The organism is Gemmata palustris (assembly GCF_017939745.1).
GTDB classification, from domain to species: domain Bacteria; phylum Planctomycetota; class Planctomycetia; order Gemmatales; family Gemmataceae; genus Gemmata; species Gemmata palustris.
This window is the reverse complement of sequence record NZ_JAGKQQ010000001.1, coordinates 4,361,324-4,375,563: the sequence shown is the minus strand read 5'-3', so window position 1 is coordinate 4,375,563 and position 14,240 is coordinate 4,361,324. Positions and strand designations below refer to the sequence as shown.

Sequence of the window (14,240 nt, the reverse complement as noted above, 5' to 3'; positions counted from 1 at the left end):
AATGACTCTACGGGTGAAAATTGGCTCGCCTTACAAGCCCTCCCGTTTTCAACGTTGTTATGCAAGTCGATATTGTTTTGATTGAAACGCGCCCGCGTGGTTCGGTACCCGAGTTCAGCCCTCCGCGGTTAATCGCTTCCGAATACAGACCGACGGGGATACGAATCCGATGCGGCTGCGGTTTGGTTTTTGTCTCTGGTTCAGTGAGCCGTTTAAGATTTGCGCCGTGTGCGTACTTCGTGCAATTAAGCGGAACGCAGGGGCGAGTGAGATGGGGAGAAGCGGGAGAGCGATGCACGGTTAACGGGCCGGATGACGCGATTGCACGCGGACCGTTTCGGTGTCACCGTTCGATGGGCATGGTGTTGCAAAACTGCATGATTGCAAAGATGAACAGCGCGACTGCGACAAGAAAGGCGAAGATCACACTTAAATCCGACTGCGAGGGGGAATCGACGGGGTTATGTGACATGAAGGGTACTGCTGGTTGTGGTGAGTACCGTGACGAATCGCCCCGGCGCGGCAACACTTTGCACTGGGAGCGGGACGCGCGTCAATCCCCGTTGGCATTGCCGAGCCCGAAATTATCGACATCGATGTGACCGGCCGAGCGCTTTGCGAGTGGCTACACGCGGAAACGCTGATGGTAAATGTGTCGTCGGATTGAAAGGGTTGGTGGCAGTTCGATCGGTCCGGTGACCGCCGCGCGGCTGACGAATGCGTGCGCGGCGGCTATTATCGCGATCCCGCCGAACCGACGTGCGCACGGGGCGCCTGATCGTGCGCACGTCGGTTCGGCGGGGCGTGGATTCCGAGGTCGGTGTGCGTCGATCGCGCGGACCGACGACCCGTTCGCGCTCAGCCCAGTGGTATGGTCACTTTGGCCCCGGACGGGTGGACGAGTTCCAGCGCGGCCCCGGTCGCGGTGGCCCCGACCAGACTGTACAGCATGAACCGCCCGTCCTTCTGAGCGGTCACCACCCCGACCACTTTCAGGATGCTGAGGTGGTGCGACACGTTCACCATCTCGGTTCGGCACTCGCGCGCGAGCATGGTGACGGTCTTCTCGCCGGCCGCGAGCGCGCGGATGAGGGCGAGGCGCGTCGGTTCGCCGGCGGCCGAAATCCAGTCGGCTTGCGCTTTGAGGTCGGTAGCGGGTTTTGCCATCGGATGACCTGCGGGTTGGTGGGTTCGAGTAGCGGGTTCGGTCGCGGCGCCGGTTCGCGGTGGTGGTCGGCTCGTGTCGCCCGGCCGGATTCGCGGAGCAACTTAATTGACTAACGTATTGTACGAATGGAATCATCACAGGCCATTTCTTCCCACATCTGCTTGTGGGTTCGCGACGCGGGTCCGCATGTCAAAACGCGCATATTGTGAAAATGGGTTATTTTGTTGATCGCGTTTCGTATGGTTCGTGGCCGGCCCGTGGACCTTTGAATGAGCCGCGGTCGGAACGGATTGTGTCCCTTGTTTGTCAAGTTGAACGTGCCGCGGGATTGATTTCTGCGGACCGCGTCTCTACTCTGGTGAAGCCATCCCGCCTCACCGATTCTTCATCAGAGTCGCCATGCCCAACAACGTCTATTCGCTCCGCCGTCGTATCGGTTTCACCTTAATCGAGCTGCTGGTGGTGATCGCGATTATCGCGATCCTCATCGGGCTCCTGCTCCCGGCCGTGCAGAAAGTGCGAGAAGCGGCCGCGCGCATGAAGTGCCAGAACAACCTTAAACAGCTCGCGCTCGCGTGTCACAACTGCGAGTCCAGCAACGGCCGGTTCCCGATCGGCAGCCAGGGGAACGACCCGGCGACCGGTCTCAACAGCCTCACCAAGCCGCGCAAGCCGTTCGTCGCCGACGTTCTGCCGTACATCGAGCAGGACAATCTGTACAAGAGCTACAATCAGACAGTCGGTTTCAACGACGCCCTCAATACCCTGGCCCGTTCGCAGAAACTGACCATATTCCAGTGCCCGTCCGACCAGACCCAGGAGCCGTGGACCACGACTAACGATTACAAGGGGAACTACGGGGTGAACTGGGGCCGGTGGGCGTTCTTCGACCAAGGCGGGCCGGCCAGTAACCCCGCTCCGCTGAACATCGGCACCGCAGGGCGGTCCCCGTTCTGGCTCGAGTTCGGCGCCAAGTTCACGGACATGACCGACGGGACCAGCAACACCCTGTGTCTGATGGAGATGCTGCAACCCCCGCAGAACCACTTGGGGTTGACGACCGACCGCCGGGGGCGGATCTGGAACAACGACTCCGCCTGTTACGAGATCTCGGCCCGGATCACCCCGAACAGCCCGTCCGGGGATTACGGCCAGTGCATCGACAACCCTCAACAGGGATGGCCGTGCATCCGGGACACGGGCGGCGACCCGCGGAACTTCTTCATGGGCAGCCGGAGCCGGCACACCAACGGAGTGAACGCCGCGCTGTGCGACGGGTCGGTCCGGTTCATTAATAACTCGATCGACCTCAACACCTGGGCCGGCATGAGCAGCATGGCTGGGGGCGAAGTGCTGGGGGAGTTTTGATGTCGAGGTACTGTATTCTGGGCGCGGTCCTGTTAGTGACCGCCGGTCTTTGTGGGTGCGGGGACGCGACCCCGAAGCGGGGGCCGATTCGCGGAACCGTCACGGTTGACGGGGAGCCACTGGCGGCCGGGAAAGTTCGGTTTTTCGCCCTGACCGGCGGGATCAGCGCCGAAGGCGACATCCAGGACGGGCGGTACGAAATCCCGGTCGAGCGCGGGCCGACGAGCGGCAAATACCGGGTCGAGATCGTCACGGAGAAGAAGACCGGGCGCAAGGTGCCGGACCGGGACGCCGGTCCCGGTGAGATGAAGGACGAGATCGTGAACGTGATCCCGCCGAAGTTCAACCGGGATTCGACGATGCAGATTGATTACGACTCGGGTGCTGGTACCCCGCACGACTTCAGTCTGAAGACCAAATAACGACCAGTGCGATTCTTGAGACCGGTTGCTGTCGTCAGCAACCGGTCTTTTTGTGTTTCTGTAGGTCGGGCTGTGCCCGACGTCCGAAGCTTTGTGAAGATGCGCTGGGTACGGGCCGACCTACAAAACACGGAATCACGCCGGCCGTTCGGCGACGCAGACGATGCAGTCCGACGCGCTGGTCACGTAGCACAACCAGGCCGCGAGTCGGGCCGTCGGCTTCCACCGCAGCAGCTTCGTGAGCAACCCCTTGTGGCCGTTGCGCTCGGTGAGACGGGCGCTCGAGCGGAGCCAGTCGCTGTGTCGCAAGTGGCGCACCGGTTCAGGGCGGAACCCGGCGCTTTGTAACATCGTGGTCAGCGTAGTCGGCGTGAAGTGTGTGAGGTGGCGCGGGAGGTCGAGTCCGAACCACGAGCGCCCGAACAGCTTGTAAGGCAGGCTATCAATGTTCGGCGTGGCGATGATGAGCTTGCCGCCGGGCACCAATAGTCGGAAGGCTTCGCGCAGCAAGGTTAGTGGTCGGTGGACGTGCTCGAGCGAGTGCCACATGGTTACTACGTCAAATGAGCCGGGTCGCAGGTCCGCGTGTGGCAGTGTGCCGACCAGCGCGGCCAACCCGAGCTGCTCGCGCGCCTGCTCCACCGCGCCGATAGAGGCGTCGAGGCCGGTCACCTGCCAACCCTGATCGGCCATCGTCTTCAGGAAACTTCCCGCCCCGCAGCCGAAATCGAGTAGGCGCCCCGGACCGGGCCACGGCAGCACCCCGCGGCGCTCCGCGCACGGGCGCCCGGAAAGGCGCGCCCAGAACGGCCGCGCCCGGCGCGACTGGCGGATTTTCCCGGGGCGGCGGTGCGGCTGGTAATCGGTCGGGTAGAAGCCCGCGATCGTGCGCTCGGTCGGGCGCGGGTTAGTGTACGTCAGCCCGCAGTGCGCACAGCGCACCACCGCGAACACCAGGCCGGTACCGGCGGCCGGGAGCGGGTCCGGCGCTTCCAGAACGGGCGCGCCCGCATCGGTCCCGCAGAGCGGGCAGGGCGTTTCTTCCCATGCGACGCTCGGGGCCGTGTTGCGCACTTCCGCGCCGGCGGGGAGGGGCGCGAGTGAAGGGCGGTTCAGCATGGAGGCTGCCATCCGTGAGCCGACAACGAGGGACGTTCGGGCAAACTTACCTCGATCCGGTTTTCCGCGTCAACGGCACCTTATAGATGGGTAAAATGTGCGCTCTCAATTCACGGAGCGACAGCCATGAAAATAGGTCATTGGAGTGTCGCACTGTGCGTTGTTGCGTTCGGTACAACTGGGTGCGCGAAAGAGAGCAAATTGCCAGTCGCGGTGCTGGCGGCGCTGGAGAAGGCCACCGAACTCGAACTTTATTCGCTGAGTGGTGATGAAAACGTTCAGGACGGCTGGCACGGCACCAAGGTTCTCGGCCAGACGACCGTAAAGGGTGACGACGCGAAGAAACTGACGGCTGTGGTGGTGAAGAGCGTGGGCGAGGGTGAACTGGGCGCGCGGTGCTTCATTCCGCGTCACGGTGTCCGCGTAACGCACGACGGGAAGACCTACGATCTCGTCATCTGCTTTGAGTGCCGCTGGGTGTACGTCTACACCGACAAGAATGAGAAGCCCCAGATCGTTACGACCTCCACTTCGGCCCAGGAGTTGCTGTACCAAATTCTGACTGATGCAAAGGTGCCGTTAGCGAAGCCGGAGGAGTGACGCCGGGGCTTCTGGATGGCTTCGCGCAGGCCCTGCGCAAAGCGAAGCTCCATTTCGCTGAGCCGGTGTGACGGGTCTTCGCTCGGGTGCCCAACGATCAGCAATGGTTACGCCCTCCGCCAGGAGACGGTCATGAAAGCCATTCGTTGGTTCGCTGTGGGGTGTGCGGTCGTGTTCGTCAGCACCGCCACGGCTCAAGATCAAAAGCCGCCCGAGACTAAATTGCCCGACGCGGTGCTGACGGCACTGGAGAAGGCCGAATCACTCGAGGTGTACTCCCTCAACGGGAGCACCAACGACGAAGATCAGACCGGGTGGCACGCTTCGCGGCTACTCGGCAAGACGACTGTGAAAGGTGAGGCTGCGAAGGGGCTGACTGCCGCGCTCAAAAAGGGCGTTCAGGACGGGGCCGAGAAAGCGGACTGTTTCACCCCGCGGCACGGTATTCGTGCGATCCACGATGGCAAAACCTACGACTTCCTGATTTGCTTCGAGTGCCGCTGGATGTACGTCTACACCGGCGAGAAAGACAAGCCGCTAATGGTTGTCATATCCGATTCGCCACAAGAACAGATCAACAAGATTCTCACCGACGCGAAGATCCAACTTGCCAAATAGCAAACGAGAAAGCACAGGGCTTCCGCCCTGTGCTTTCGGTGTTCATATTGGACACAACGTTGCCAACCGGACGAAGCTACCGCACGGTCTTCGCGATTCTTTCGGGCCAATCGAGGTCGCTGCCGGCTTTCGCCAGTTGCGTTTGGAAGTCCAGGAGCAACTTCGCGTCCTTGCGAACCTGGCGCGGAACGCGCTTCTTTGCTGTGCAGAACGCGACCAACTCGCCCACCGCTTCGCCGATGCTCCATTCCACCGGGTGTAGCCGGTAACAGCCGTTCGTGATGTGCGTGGTGCCGATGTTCTTGCACGCCGGGAGCAGGTTCTCGACGCGCTCGGGAATCAGCGCGCCGAGCGGGATCTGGAACGGGAGCGAGCTCACGTCGATGTAGTTATCCCCGCCGGACGACGGGTGCAAGTCGATGCGGTAGCTCCCGGTCCCGACGGAGTCCTTGAATGGCTCCGCGGTGAACTCGCCCGGTTTCGCGCTGAGGTGCTTGGCCCGGGCATCGACCCCGACGTGGTTCTCGGTCACGGTGAACTGCGCTTTGATGCGCCGGCTCTCGCGGATGTAGGGCGCCATCGCCAGTCCGTCGCCGTCCTCGGTGCCGGTCACGTCCCCACGCAAGCGCAGCCCCTTCCAGCCCTCTTTCTTGCCGCCGGGCTGTGGCGCCTCGGTCTGCATCCAGTAGAGGAGGCACTCGCTGAGTCGGCGCCCGGCGAGTTGGTGCTCCCAGGCGTCTTTGCCGTTGCCGTAGAGGTTACCGAGCCAGTAGTCGTTTTGCGGCCAGTTGACGAGACACACGTCACTCAACCCGGACCCATCGACGAAATTGTCTTTCGCAACGATTCGGCGATAAGTCCACAGGTTCAATCCCTTCGCGATCGGTCCGGTCGGGTCGAAGCCCACCGCGCGCGTCTTGAGCGTCTTCGGCTCGGCCATCTCCCACGACAGCAGGTTCCCGGGCCACGCGGGGGTCATCTTCGGGACGTAGTCGCGCCACTGCTTGTAGCCCTCGGGCTTCTCGATCGTGTTGTCCTTGTCCGCTTCGTGGTCCATCGCGAAGCAGATCGTGAACGCCTGGTGGTTGTCCGGCTGCGCCCGGTCCGGGGCGCGGGGCTCGCGCGTATCGCTGTTCGATTCCGCACCGGTGACGTGTTCGATTTTGGCCAGCGGAAGTAGGTCGCCGGTCTCGGTCGCGTCCGCGAAGTAGGGCGCGATCAGGTTGACGGGGGCACCGGTCCTGAATCGACCGAACACCGATGTGATGGTGTCGCCGTCCGTCTGGGCACTCATCGCGCGGAACGGTTGGAGCAGTTTCACGCGGCCACTGGTGAGGTGGGGTGCGAGCATTTCCAGTAAGACCGCAAGCGCGACACGCGGCTCGTGGCACAGTTTTGAGACGCCGCCCGCGCCGGGGTTCAGGAGCCGGTTCTTCGCCGCGTCCTCGGTGAGCGGGTACGCGCGGCGGTAGTAGTCGCGGACCTTCGTTCGGAAGGCCCGGTAGGTTTTGGTGCTCCCGTGCTCTTCGATCCACGGGTGCTCGTCCGGCGGAACCGCTTGCGCCGTAAGTTGCCCGCCGATCCAATCGTACTCTTCGGTGAGAATCACCTTCAGTCCGTTGCGCGCTGCGGCGATCGCACACGCGACCCCGCCGACGCCGGCGCCGAAGATCACCAGATCGGCCGTGAGTTCGCGTTCCGGTTGCTTCACCGGGTCGCGCATCTGTCCGTAGACCGGCAGCAGGTGCGCGAGTGGCGTGAAGGCCGAGAGCGAGAGGAACGCGCGGCGGTTCATTCAGTGGCTCCCGTGCGGGCGAAATGTCCATCCAGACTATCGGCACGCGACCCACCCCGGAAGCACTTTGCGGCACTTCTACTGGCGCGAATGTCGGGCGCGGCTAAAAATGAAAACGGTTACGGGGTTGTGGGGCGAACCAGAGGTTCGCCCCACAACCCCGTAACCGTTTGGTCGCCGCGCTCAGTCCTCGCGCTTGGCTTCGGCAATGCTCTTGATCTTCTCGCCGAGCAGTGCTACGTCGAACGGCTTCTTGAAGATGTCGTTGAAGCCGTACTGCGTGAGCTGCTCGGGCGCGGCCTCGTCCTCGCTCGCCAGGCCCACGATGAGCGTGGTCGCGTAGGCCTCGTCCTTGCGCAAGTTGGAGACGATCTGGATGGACTCGGCGCGGCCCAAACCGAGATCGATCACGATCGTGTCCGGGTGGAAACTGCCGGCCAGGATGCCGGCCTCGAACCCACTATTGGCGAGCTCGAACTTGAAGTCGTCGTTTTCGGGAAGTAGTTCTTTGATGCGGTCGTTGAACAACTTCTCGGTGCCGATGAGCAGCACCTTGTGCCACTCTTCTTCTTCAAGTTCTCCGAGCGGCATCCCGTGTTCCTTGAGGAACCGGATGAGCTGCTCGCGGGGGATACGGCGGTCCTGGCTGCCGGGGATGCGGTACCCCTTGAGGCGCCCGGAATCGAACCACTTGGACACGGTGCGGGGGGCTACCTTACAGATCTTCGCGACCTGTCCGGTGGTGAACACCTTTTTCATGGCGAGACACTCCGTTTGAACTCGCTTCGACCCGCGCCCCGCCCATTACCATCCTGGCGGGCTGCGTGGGTTCCTCGGGCGAACCCTCGGGGCGAGGGGCGTGCCGCACGCGGTCGGGGGCACCGCGGCGGCGGGTGTATGAACGTCCGGCGGGCCGTGGGCCGGATTGCTAACGGCGCGTGGGCCTCTCGCGTTGCTCCCGAAGCGCCCGGGCGAACTGGGCATTTCGGGTGGCCCGGGCGGTTAACCCGGGCGGCGCGGGAAACGGTTGCGACGCTAACTCCATCGGCTACACCAACCGTCCGTCTTCGCAAAACCCGCGAAATTGGGAGGTTGGTAAAGGCGGTGGGTTCCGGCGGGGTTGGGGCCGCTGGATCGGGCGAACGGTCCAAGGCCGACCACCGGCCTCCGGGCGCTCGCACTGTCAGTCACAATGATCGTTCGGGCTGGATGTGTAACTTGGGTGAGAACTCTTCGCCGAGACGTGCCTTCCGTGGCAGGAGGGCCGATCGATCCGGTTGGTCCGGTTCTGACGGCTCGCGAGGCATCATACGCGGAGGGGCAAGAGGGGCATTTTGAGTGTTCAGCACTCGGTAAGAATTGCAACGCAGCGCATTTTCACGGTGCTGCGGGAGATCCGGCATTGAGATCCGAAAAACTACGCGCAAAACACTCAATTCGTCCTTAATCGTTTTGTAAAAACTGCCATCCCGTCGCCGTCGGCGTAGAAGTCCGGGATCTGGCTCGCCGCGGCGTAGCCGTGCTTGAGATAAAACTGGCGGGTCGGCTCGTAGTGCTCGGTGGTGGACGTTTCGACGACGAGCAATCGGCCGTCGCGTTCGCGGACATCCGCTTCAGCGAACACGAGTAACTTTCCGCCGATCCCGCGGCCCTGCTGGTCGGCCGCGACCGCGATCCACCACAAGTACCAAGTGCGGTCGGTCATCTCTTCGGGCGCGTGGTAGACGTACCCCAGCGGGCGCCCGTCCTCCTCCCAGACGAACGCGCGGTGCCCGTAGTCGTCGCGGTTGGCCGCGAAGAAGTCGTTCAGCACGTCTTCGAGGGTCTCCACTTCGAGCGGCTTGAAGAACCCCGTACCGGCCGTGAGGCGGAGCAGGGCGGCGGTGTCGGCGGGTGTCGCGGGTCGGATCATGAGTGGAAGTGTAAACGGACGGGGGAAGAAGGTAAACGGAGGGCGGCAACGCGGGCCTTCATTTGTGATGGTACCTATGGGGATAATCATGGCGAGGCGAATGCGATATCAGTCATAATTGGCGAACCTGCGCGTGCGTGTGGCCCTCCTTCCGGGAGGGGTAAAAGACGTGTCGCGATTCTACCGCAAGACCGCGCCGGGCGTTCGCAACGGGCGCGTTCAGAAGCAGAACAACTGGGCGCTCTCGCCGGGCGTGTATTACAACACGCAGACGCGCCTGGTGATCGATCGGCGCAAGCCCGGGGAAGGGTATCGGCACTTGCTCCTGAAACGAGATGTCGAGAGGTTCATTGCGCTGATCCCGAACTGGGGCGCGCTCGCGGTGGGTCTGGATCTGGTGAGCCTCGATTGTGGTCGGCGCGGGTGCGACGGGTGGTACAATCGCGGGGTGCTCGGCATTTGCGCGTGGCCCAAGGAGATGAGTTACGCGCTCGATTTGCCCTGGTTCGCCGAACACCGCCGGTTTCTTGCGCGCATCGGCGCTCGGATCGAAGACGGTGGCCCGGGGCGCGACGTCACCATTCATTGGACCGACAGCACTGCTCGTGCCTATCAGCTCTGCCACGTCTTTCTGCACGAACTCGGTCACCACGCGGACCGCATGCACACTCGCATGAAGAAGGACAACGGACCCCGCGGAGAGGATTTCGCGGAGGACTATGCGTTCGACCTGGAGCGCGAAGTTTTGGAACGCTACTTCGGCGAATTCGGGTTCCCGGCGTGAACCGTGAGTGCTGTTACGGCCGTTTCAACTCGAACAAATCCGACGTGTGACACCAGAACGCCCCGCCGAGGCGCGCGACCGTTTTGAGTTTGTGCGGATCGACGCCGCCTTTGCCGTCGAGCACTTCGTCCGCGACGTGCATCATCACCACCTCGCCGATTACCAGATTCGCCGCGATCGGGCCGGTTCCGCACGGGACGATCTGCCTAACGACGCACTCCAGTGCGACCGCGGCTTCGGCGATGCGCGGGGGCTTCACCTTCACGCTCGGAAGCGTGCTCAGGCCGGTCAGGGCGACTTCGCTCTCGTCCGGCGCGATCTCCTTGGAGGACAGATTCACTTTCTCCGCGAGCGGCGCGGTCGCGGCGTGAACGACGAACTCACCGAGCCTTTCCAGATTGAGCAGCGTGTCCTTCTTCGTGCCGTCGCGCCGGAGCGTGGGGGAGAACACCACGATGGGCGGGTTCGCGCCGAACGCATTGAAGAAACTGAACGGCGCGAGGTTCACTACGCCGACCGGGGAAAGCGTCGTCACCCAAGCGATGGGCCGCGGGGTGACGAGCCCCACGAGGTACTGGTACACATCCGGCACGTGTGCGGTCGTCGGGTCGATCTGCATGGGGTCGCGTGGGTTAGCGGAAGTGGCACAGGTGGTTCCAAAGGGCATGATAGTCGATCGCCGCGCGGCGATTGCCCTTCGCGCCGGTTCACCTCCTCGGTATTCCCCCTCCCAATTGTGTCTTTGTTCCGTGCGGGAGGCCCAACATGATGTTGCGATTCACGGTTCTGGCGCTCGCGTTTTCGACCGCGACCCCGGCCTTCGGGCAGCCCCCGGCGCCCGCTCCGGCCGCGCCGCGGTTCGCGTGGGAGCCGGGAAAGGTACACACGTACCGCGTCGTCCAGTCGACGGTCGTGAAGGAGACGGTACTCGACGAGAAGACCGAGAAGCCGGTCACGAGCGAGTCCGGCACGAACCTCACACTCGTCCGCAAGTGGACCGTGAAGGACGTGGACAAGCAGGGCGTTGCCACGCTCGAAATGAGCATCAGTGAGATGAAGAGCGTGATCCGCCAGCCCGACGGGATGACGGTAACGACCGATTCGGCCAAGCCGGAGGACGCGAAGAGCATGGCCGAGTTCCTGAACAAACCGATCGTCACCGTGCGGGTGGACACGCAGGGCAAGCTCATCGAAGTGAAGGACGCGAAGATCGGCTCCGCGGCGCGCCTGCAAGCGGAACTGCCGTTCCGCCTCGTACTGCCAGACGCGCTGCCGGACGCGGGCAAAACGTGGGACCGCCCGTTCGGGGTGAAGATCGATCCGCCGAACGGTACCGGGGAGAACTACGACTTCACCCAGAAATACACGAGCAAGGGTGCGAAGGACGGCTACCTCATCGTGGGCGTGGAAACGACGCTGAAGGCCCCGCCGAAGGCGACCGGCGAACAGGTGCCGCTCGTTCCGATGCTGTGGACCGGCGACGTGTACTTCAACACGGTCGCGGGCAAGTATCAGGCGTCCCGCCTGAGCGCGAAAGCCGAACTCGCGAACCACCAGGGCGAGGGAACCAAATTCGTCTACGAGAGCACCTACGCCGAAGACTCGATGGACAAGTAGTGCGAAGTGAGTGGATGAACGCAGCGGCCGGCCGAAAGCCGGCCGTTTTCGTTTTACGGCAGCAGGTCGGCTACCAGAATCGAACACGAGGGGAACAATTCGGCTCGCGTTTCGCCTCCGAAAACGCTTCGCCCGGGCCGCGCCCGCAGGTTTTCTCCAGAGCGCCCACTGTCCACCACACCTACTTCAAATATTCTCCACTTGAAACCGCGACGGCACGTACCTAAAAATGGGTGTGCCAGACTGAAAAGTGCGGGTGTAACTCAGTGGTAGAGTACCTCGTTGCCAACGAGGTTGTCGTGGGTTCAAGTCCCATCACCCGCTCTGATTTCATGTGGCGCGTAAGCGCACAAAAGCCGGGAAGTCGCGGGCTTACGGCGGGGATACAATCCCGCTGCCCCAACTTCCCGGTTTGTCGTTTTAAAGTGGCTCGCACACAGCACGAATTCGGCTTCACCGACGGAGGACATCACGATGGCCGACGAAACCACCCCGACCACGGAAGCTCCGAAAGACGAGATCACGGCGACCGCACTCGCCGAGATCACGGGCGCCGAAGCTACTGCCGAGGCCGACGTTAAGCTCCAGCAGACGGTCGAAATCAGGGACGTGGGGCCGTGCAAGAAGCACGTGAAGGTCACCGTCGATCGCGGGGCCATTGACAAGCGGTTCAATGAGAAATTCACCGAGCTGACGCGGAGCGATCAGCCGCAGGTGCGCGGGTTCCGCCCCGGCAAGGCGCCGCGCAAGATGATCGAGAAGCAGTACTACGAGAGCGTCGCGGAAGAGATCAAATCGCAGGTGCTCATGGCGAGCCTCGAGCAGCTCGCGGAAGAGCAGACGATCGCGCCGCTCAGCCCGCCGGAGTTCGACCCGACGCTCGTGAACATCCCGAAAGAAGGGGCGTTCGTTTACGAGTTCGACATCGAAGTGCGCCCGGAGTTCGATCTGCCCGAGTACAAGGGCATCAAGCTGCGCCGCCCGGTCCACACCTACACCGCGGACGAGGTCGAGGCCGAAAAGAAGCGGCTGCTCGAGCCGTATGGCCAGATCGTGCCGAAAGAGCCCGCGGTCGTCGAGCTCTTCGACACCGTGACCGCGGACGTCACGATCGCCTTCAACGGCAAGGACATTAACAAGCTCGACGAGGTGCAGGTGCGGGTCGAACCGCAGCTCGCGCTCTCCGACGGCATCGCCTCGGACTTCGGCGCGAAGATGGCCGGCGCCAAGCCGGGCGACGTGCGCGCGGTCGACATTACGCTGTCCCAGGAAACGGCCTCCGAGCAGCTCCGCGGCGCAACGGTTCAGGCCACGTTCACCGTCAAGGACGTGAAGACCACCCGTCAGCCGGAAGTCACGCAGGAGCTTCTGGAAAACTCCTTCGGCGTCAGCACGCCGGATGCGTTCACCGAACTCGTGCAGGCGGTTCTCGAGCGCCGGCTCGAGTACTCGCAGCGCCGGTCGGCCCGCGAACAGGTTCTGCAGACGATCGCCTCGGCCGCGGCGTGGGAACTGCCGCAGGACATGCTGCGCAAACAGGCCCGCAAGACGCTCGCCCGCAAGGTCATGGAGATGCGGAACGCGGGCATGACCGACGAGCAGATCCAGGGCCGGCGCCGGGTGCTCGAGCAGGACGTGCTGAAGAGCACGGCCGACGCGCTCAAAGAGCACTTCGTGCTCCAGAAGGTCGCCGAGGTCGAGAAGATCGAGATCGAGGAAGAGGACATCGACGTCGAGATCGACCGCATCGCGGAGCAGTCGGGCGAGAGCTTCCGCAAGGTGAAGGCGCGGCTCGAAAAAGAAGACCTGCTGGAAGCGGTCGCGGCCGACCTGCTCGAGCGCAAGGCCCTGGACCTCATCATCGCGAACGCGACCTACGAGGACTACGAACTGAAGGCGGACGAACAACAGGGCGAGGTCGCGACCGTCGAACAGGCCGCACTGCCGGAACCCGAGGCGCCGGCCCCGACCGAGGGCGAGGAGCCGAAGACCGACAGCGGCAGTTGACCGCCTGCGTACAGTGTAAGTGACCCCATTTTTGTTTCGCCGCGACCCGGCGCGAGAGTGTAACAGCTCCGCGCCGGGTCGCGGCCGAACGGCTCAGCTCGGAAGGCCAAATCATGTTCTCACCGTTCGACCCGACGGCCGCGGCCCGCACCTTCGAGCCGACGCTCCAGCGCGGCCAGTACACCCGCCAGCGGACGATGACGCTCGGCGACCTGTTGATGGAAAACCGGATCGTGTTCCTCGGCGCCGGCCAGGACCTCGGGAGCCCGGTCATCACGGACCTGCTCGCCAGTATGGTGATCCAGCGGCTCCTGTTCCTCCAGTACGAGAACAAGACGGCCGACATCCACATGTACATCAACAGCCCCGGCGGGTCGGTCTCCGCCACGCTCGCGATCTACGACACGATGCAGTTCCTGGAGGCCCCGATCCACACGTACTGCATGGGCCTCGCGGCCAGTGGTGCGGCGGTGCTGCTCGCGGCCGGGAGCAAGGGCAAGCGGTACGCGCTGCCGAACTCCAAGGTGATGATCCACCAGCCCTACGGGCAGGTCGGCGGGCAGGTCTCGGACATCGAGATCCAGGCCAACGAGATCATCAAGGAGCGCCAGCGGCTCAACGAGATCCTGGCCAAGCACACCGGCCAGCCGATCGACATCATCGCCAAGGAAACCGATCGCGATAAGTACTACCACGCGGACGAGGCCAAGTCCTTCGGGCTCGTGGACGAGGTGCTCATCCGCCCGGAACCCAAGAAGTAAATCCGACGCGGATCGCGGAATACGGAACTGAAGGCAAAAACAGAAATCGGGCACGAGCCACCGCCCGTT

At 63.1% G+C, this 14,240-nt stretch carries 14 protein-coding genes and 1 tRNA gene; 9 read left to right on the top strand and 6 right to left on the bottom strand.

Annotation, left to right across the window (positions count from 1 at the left end):
• Nucleotides 1-858: 858 nt before the first annotated feature.
• Nucleotides 859-1,167 (bottom strand): ArsR/SmtB family transcription factor, encoded by a 309-nt coding sequence (locus J8F10_RS17945; RefSeq protein WP_210655940.1) that lies wholly within the window; start codon nucleotides 1,165-1,167, stop codon nucleotides 859-861.
• 400 nt (nucleotides 1,168-1,567) lie between these two features.
• Here J8F10_RS17945 and J8F10_RS17940 point away from each other — a divergent pair, with 400 nt between their 5' ends.
• Nucleotides 1,568-2,536: a DUF1559 domain-containing protein gene (locus tag J8F10_RS17940; RefSeq protein WP_210662012.1), complete on the top strand. Its 969-nt coding sequence runs from the start codon at nucleotides 1,568-1,570 to the stop codon at nucleotides 2,534-2,536.
• Nucleotides 2,536-2,958 (top strand): hypothetical protein, encoded by a 423-nt coding sequence (locus tag J8F10_RS17935; protein WP_210655938.1) that lies wholly within the window; start codon nucleotides 2,536-2,538, stop codon nucleotides 2,956-2,958. Before J8F10_RS17940 ends, J8F10_RS17935 begins: the two co-directional genes overlap by 1 nt.
• A 135-nt stretch (nucleotides 2,959-3,093) precedes the next feature.
• On the opposite strand, the gene J8F10_RS17930 is transcribed toward J8F10_RS17935, so the two are convergent.
• A complete protein-coding gene (locus J8F10_RS17930) occupies nucleotides 3,094-4,077 on the bottom strand; it encodes a class I SAM-dependent methyltransferase (RefSeq protein ID WP_210655937.1) in 984 nt (327 codons plus the stop codon).
• A gap of 126 nt (nucleotides 4,078-4,203) precedes the next feature.
• Between J8F10_RS17930 and J8F10_RS17925 the strand changes: the two genes are divergently transcribed.
• Nucleotides 4,204-4,677, top strand: a complete 474-nt coding sequence (locus J8F10_RS17925; RefSeq protein WP_210655935.1) for a hypothetical protein — start codon at nucleotides 4,204-4,206, stop codon at nucleotides 4,675-4,677.
• A gap of 132 nt (nucleotides 4,678-4,809) precedes the next feature.
• A complete protein-coding gene (locus tag J8F10_RS17920; protein ID WP_210655933.1) occupies nucleotides 4,810-5,295 on the top strand; it encodes a hypothetical protein in 486 nt (161 codons plus the stop codon).
• 76 nt (nucleotides 5,296-5,371) lie between these two features.
• Here the strand turns inward: J8F10_RS17920 and J8F10_RS17915 are convergent, their stop codons facing one another.
• The 3 genes from J8F10_RS17915 to J8F10_RS17905 form a co-directional block, all read right to left on the bottom strand.
• Nucleotides 5,372-7,090 (bottom strand): FAD-dependent oxidoreductase, encoded by a 1,719-nt coding sequence (locus tag J8F10_RS17915; RefSeq protein ID WP_210655931.1) that lies wholly within the window; start codon nucleotides 7,088-7,090, stop codon nucleotides 5,372-5,374.
• A gap of 183 nt (nucleotides 7,091-7,273) precedes the next feature.
• A complete protein-coding gene (locus J8F10_RS17910) occupies nucleotides 7,274-7,849 on the bottom strand; it encodes a helix-turn-helix domain-containing protein (protein WP_210655929.1) in 576 nt (191 codons plus the stop codon).
• A 673-nt stretch (nucleotides 7,850-8,522) separates the two neighbouring features.
• Nucleotides 8,523-9,002: a GNAT family N-acetyltransferase gene (locus J8F10_RS17905; RefSeq protein WP_210655927.1), complete on the bottom strand. Its 480-nt coding sequence runs from the start codon at nucleotides 9,000-9,002 to the stop codon at nucleotides 8,523-8,525.
• Nucleotides 9,003-9,171: 169 nt separating this feature from the next.
• On the opposite strand from J8F10_RS17905, the gene J8F10_RS17900 reads away from it, so the two are divergent.
• Nucleotides 9,172-9,786, top strand: coding sequence for a hypothetical protein (locus J8F10_RS17900; protein ID WP_210655925.1), 615 nt, complete (start codon nucleotides 9,172-9,174; stop codon nucleotides 9,784-9,786).
• A 13-nt stretch (nucleotides 9,787-9,799) separates the two neighbouring features.
• Here J8F10_RS17900 and J8F10_RS17895 read toward each other — a convergent pair whose 3' ends face one another.
• The gene (locus J8F10_RS17895; RefSeq protein ID WP_246523427.1) at nucleotides 9,800-10,453 is read right to left on the bottom strand and encodes a flavin reductase family protein; all 654 of its coding nucleotides are present in this window, start codon (nucleotides 10,451-10,453) and stop codon (nucleotides 9,800-9,802) included.
• Between the two features lie 98 nt (nucleotides 10,454-10,551).
• On the opposite strand from J8F10_RS17895, the gene J8F10_RS17890 reads away from it, so the two are divergent.
• The 4 genes from J8F10_RS17890 (at nucleotide 10,552) to J8F10_RS17875 (ending at nucleotide 14,171) form a co-directional block, all read left to right on the top strand.
• On the top strand, nucleotides 10,552-11,403 hold the full coding sequence (locus tag J8F10_RS17890) for a hypothetical protein (protein ID WP_210655923.1): 852 nt from the start codon (nucleotides 10,552-10,554) through the stop codon (nucleotides 11,401-11,403).
• A gap of 252 nt (nucleotides 11,404-11,655) precedes the next feature.
• Nucleotides 11,656-11,727: transfer RNA gene (locus tag J8F10_RS17885), tRNA-Gly, on the top strand.
• 150 nt (nucleotides 11,728-11,877) lie between these two features.
• The gene (gene tig, locus J8F10_RS17880; RefSeq protein ID WP_210655921.1) at nucleotides 11,878-13,410 is read left to right on the top strand and encodes a trigger factor; all 1,533 of its coding nucleotides are present in this window, start codon (nucleotides 11,878-11,880) and stop codon (nucleotides 13,408-13,410) included.
• 113 nt (nucleotides 13,411-13,523) lie between these two features.
• Complete coding sequence (locus tag J8F10_RS17875; RefSeq protein ID WP_210655919.1) at nucleotides 13,524-14,171, top strand: ClpP family protease; 648 nt, start codon at nucleotides 13,524-13,526, stop codon at nucleotides 14,169-14,171.
• The last annotated feature ends 69 nt before the right edge of the window (nucleotides 14,172-14,240 follow it).

Coding starts and splice junctions, on each gene's coding strand:
- J8F10_RS17945 (WP_210655940.1), bottom strand. CDS start 1,167: ATGGCAAAACCCGCTACCGACCTCAAAGCGCAAGCCGACTGGATTTCG.
- J8F10_RS17940 (WP_210662012.1), top strand. CDS start 1,568: ATGCCCAACAACGTCTATTCGCTCCGCCGTCGTATCGGTTTCACCTTA.
- J8F10_RS17935 (WP_210655938.1), top strand. CDS start 2,536: ATGTCGAGGTACTGTATTCTGGGCGCGGTCCTGTTAGTGACCGCCGGT.
- J8F10_RS17930 (WP_210655937.1), bottom strand. CDS start 4,077: ATGCTGAACCGCCCTTCACTCGCGCCCCTCCCCGCCGGCGCGGAAGTG.
- J8F10_RS17925 (WP_210655935.1), top strand. CDS start 4,204: ATGAAAATAGGTCATTGGAGTGTCGCACTGTGCGTTGTTGCGTTCGGT.
- J8F10_RS17920 (WP_210655933.1), top strand. CDS start 4,810: ATGAAAGCCATTCGTTGGTTCGCTGTGGGGTGTGCGGTCGTGTTCGTC.
- J8F10_RS17915 (WP_210655931.1), bottom strand. CDS start 7,090: ATGAACCGCCGCGCGTTCCTCTCGCTCTCGGCCTTCACGCCACTCGCG.
- J8F10_RS17910 (WP_210655929.1), bottom strand. CDS start 7,849: ATGAAAAAGGTGTTCACCACCGGACAGGTCGCGAAGATCTGTAAGGTA.
- J8F10_RS17905 (WP_210655927.1), bottom strand. CDS start 9,002: ATGATCCGACCCGCGACACCCGCCGACACCGCCGCCCTGCTCCGCCTC.
- J8F10_RS17895 (WP_246523427.1), bottom strand. CDS start 10,453: ATGCCCTTTGGAACCACCTGTGCCACTTCCGCTAACCCACGCGACCCC.
- J8F10_RS17890 (WP_210655923.1), top strand. CDS start 10,552: ATGATGTTGCGATTCACGGTTCTGGCGCTCGCGTTTTCGACCGCGACC.
- tig (WP_210655921.1), top strand. CDS start 11,878: ATGGCCGACGAAACCACCCCGACCACGGAAGCTCCGAAAGACGAGATC.
- J8F10_RS17875 (WP_210655919.1), top strand. CDS start 13,524: ATGTTCTCACCGTTCGACCCGACGGCCGCGGCCCGCACCTTCGAGCCG.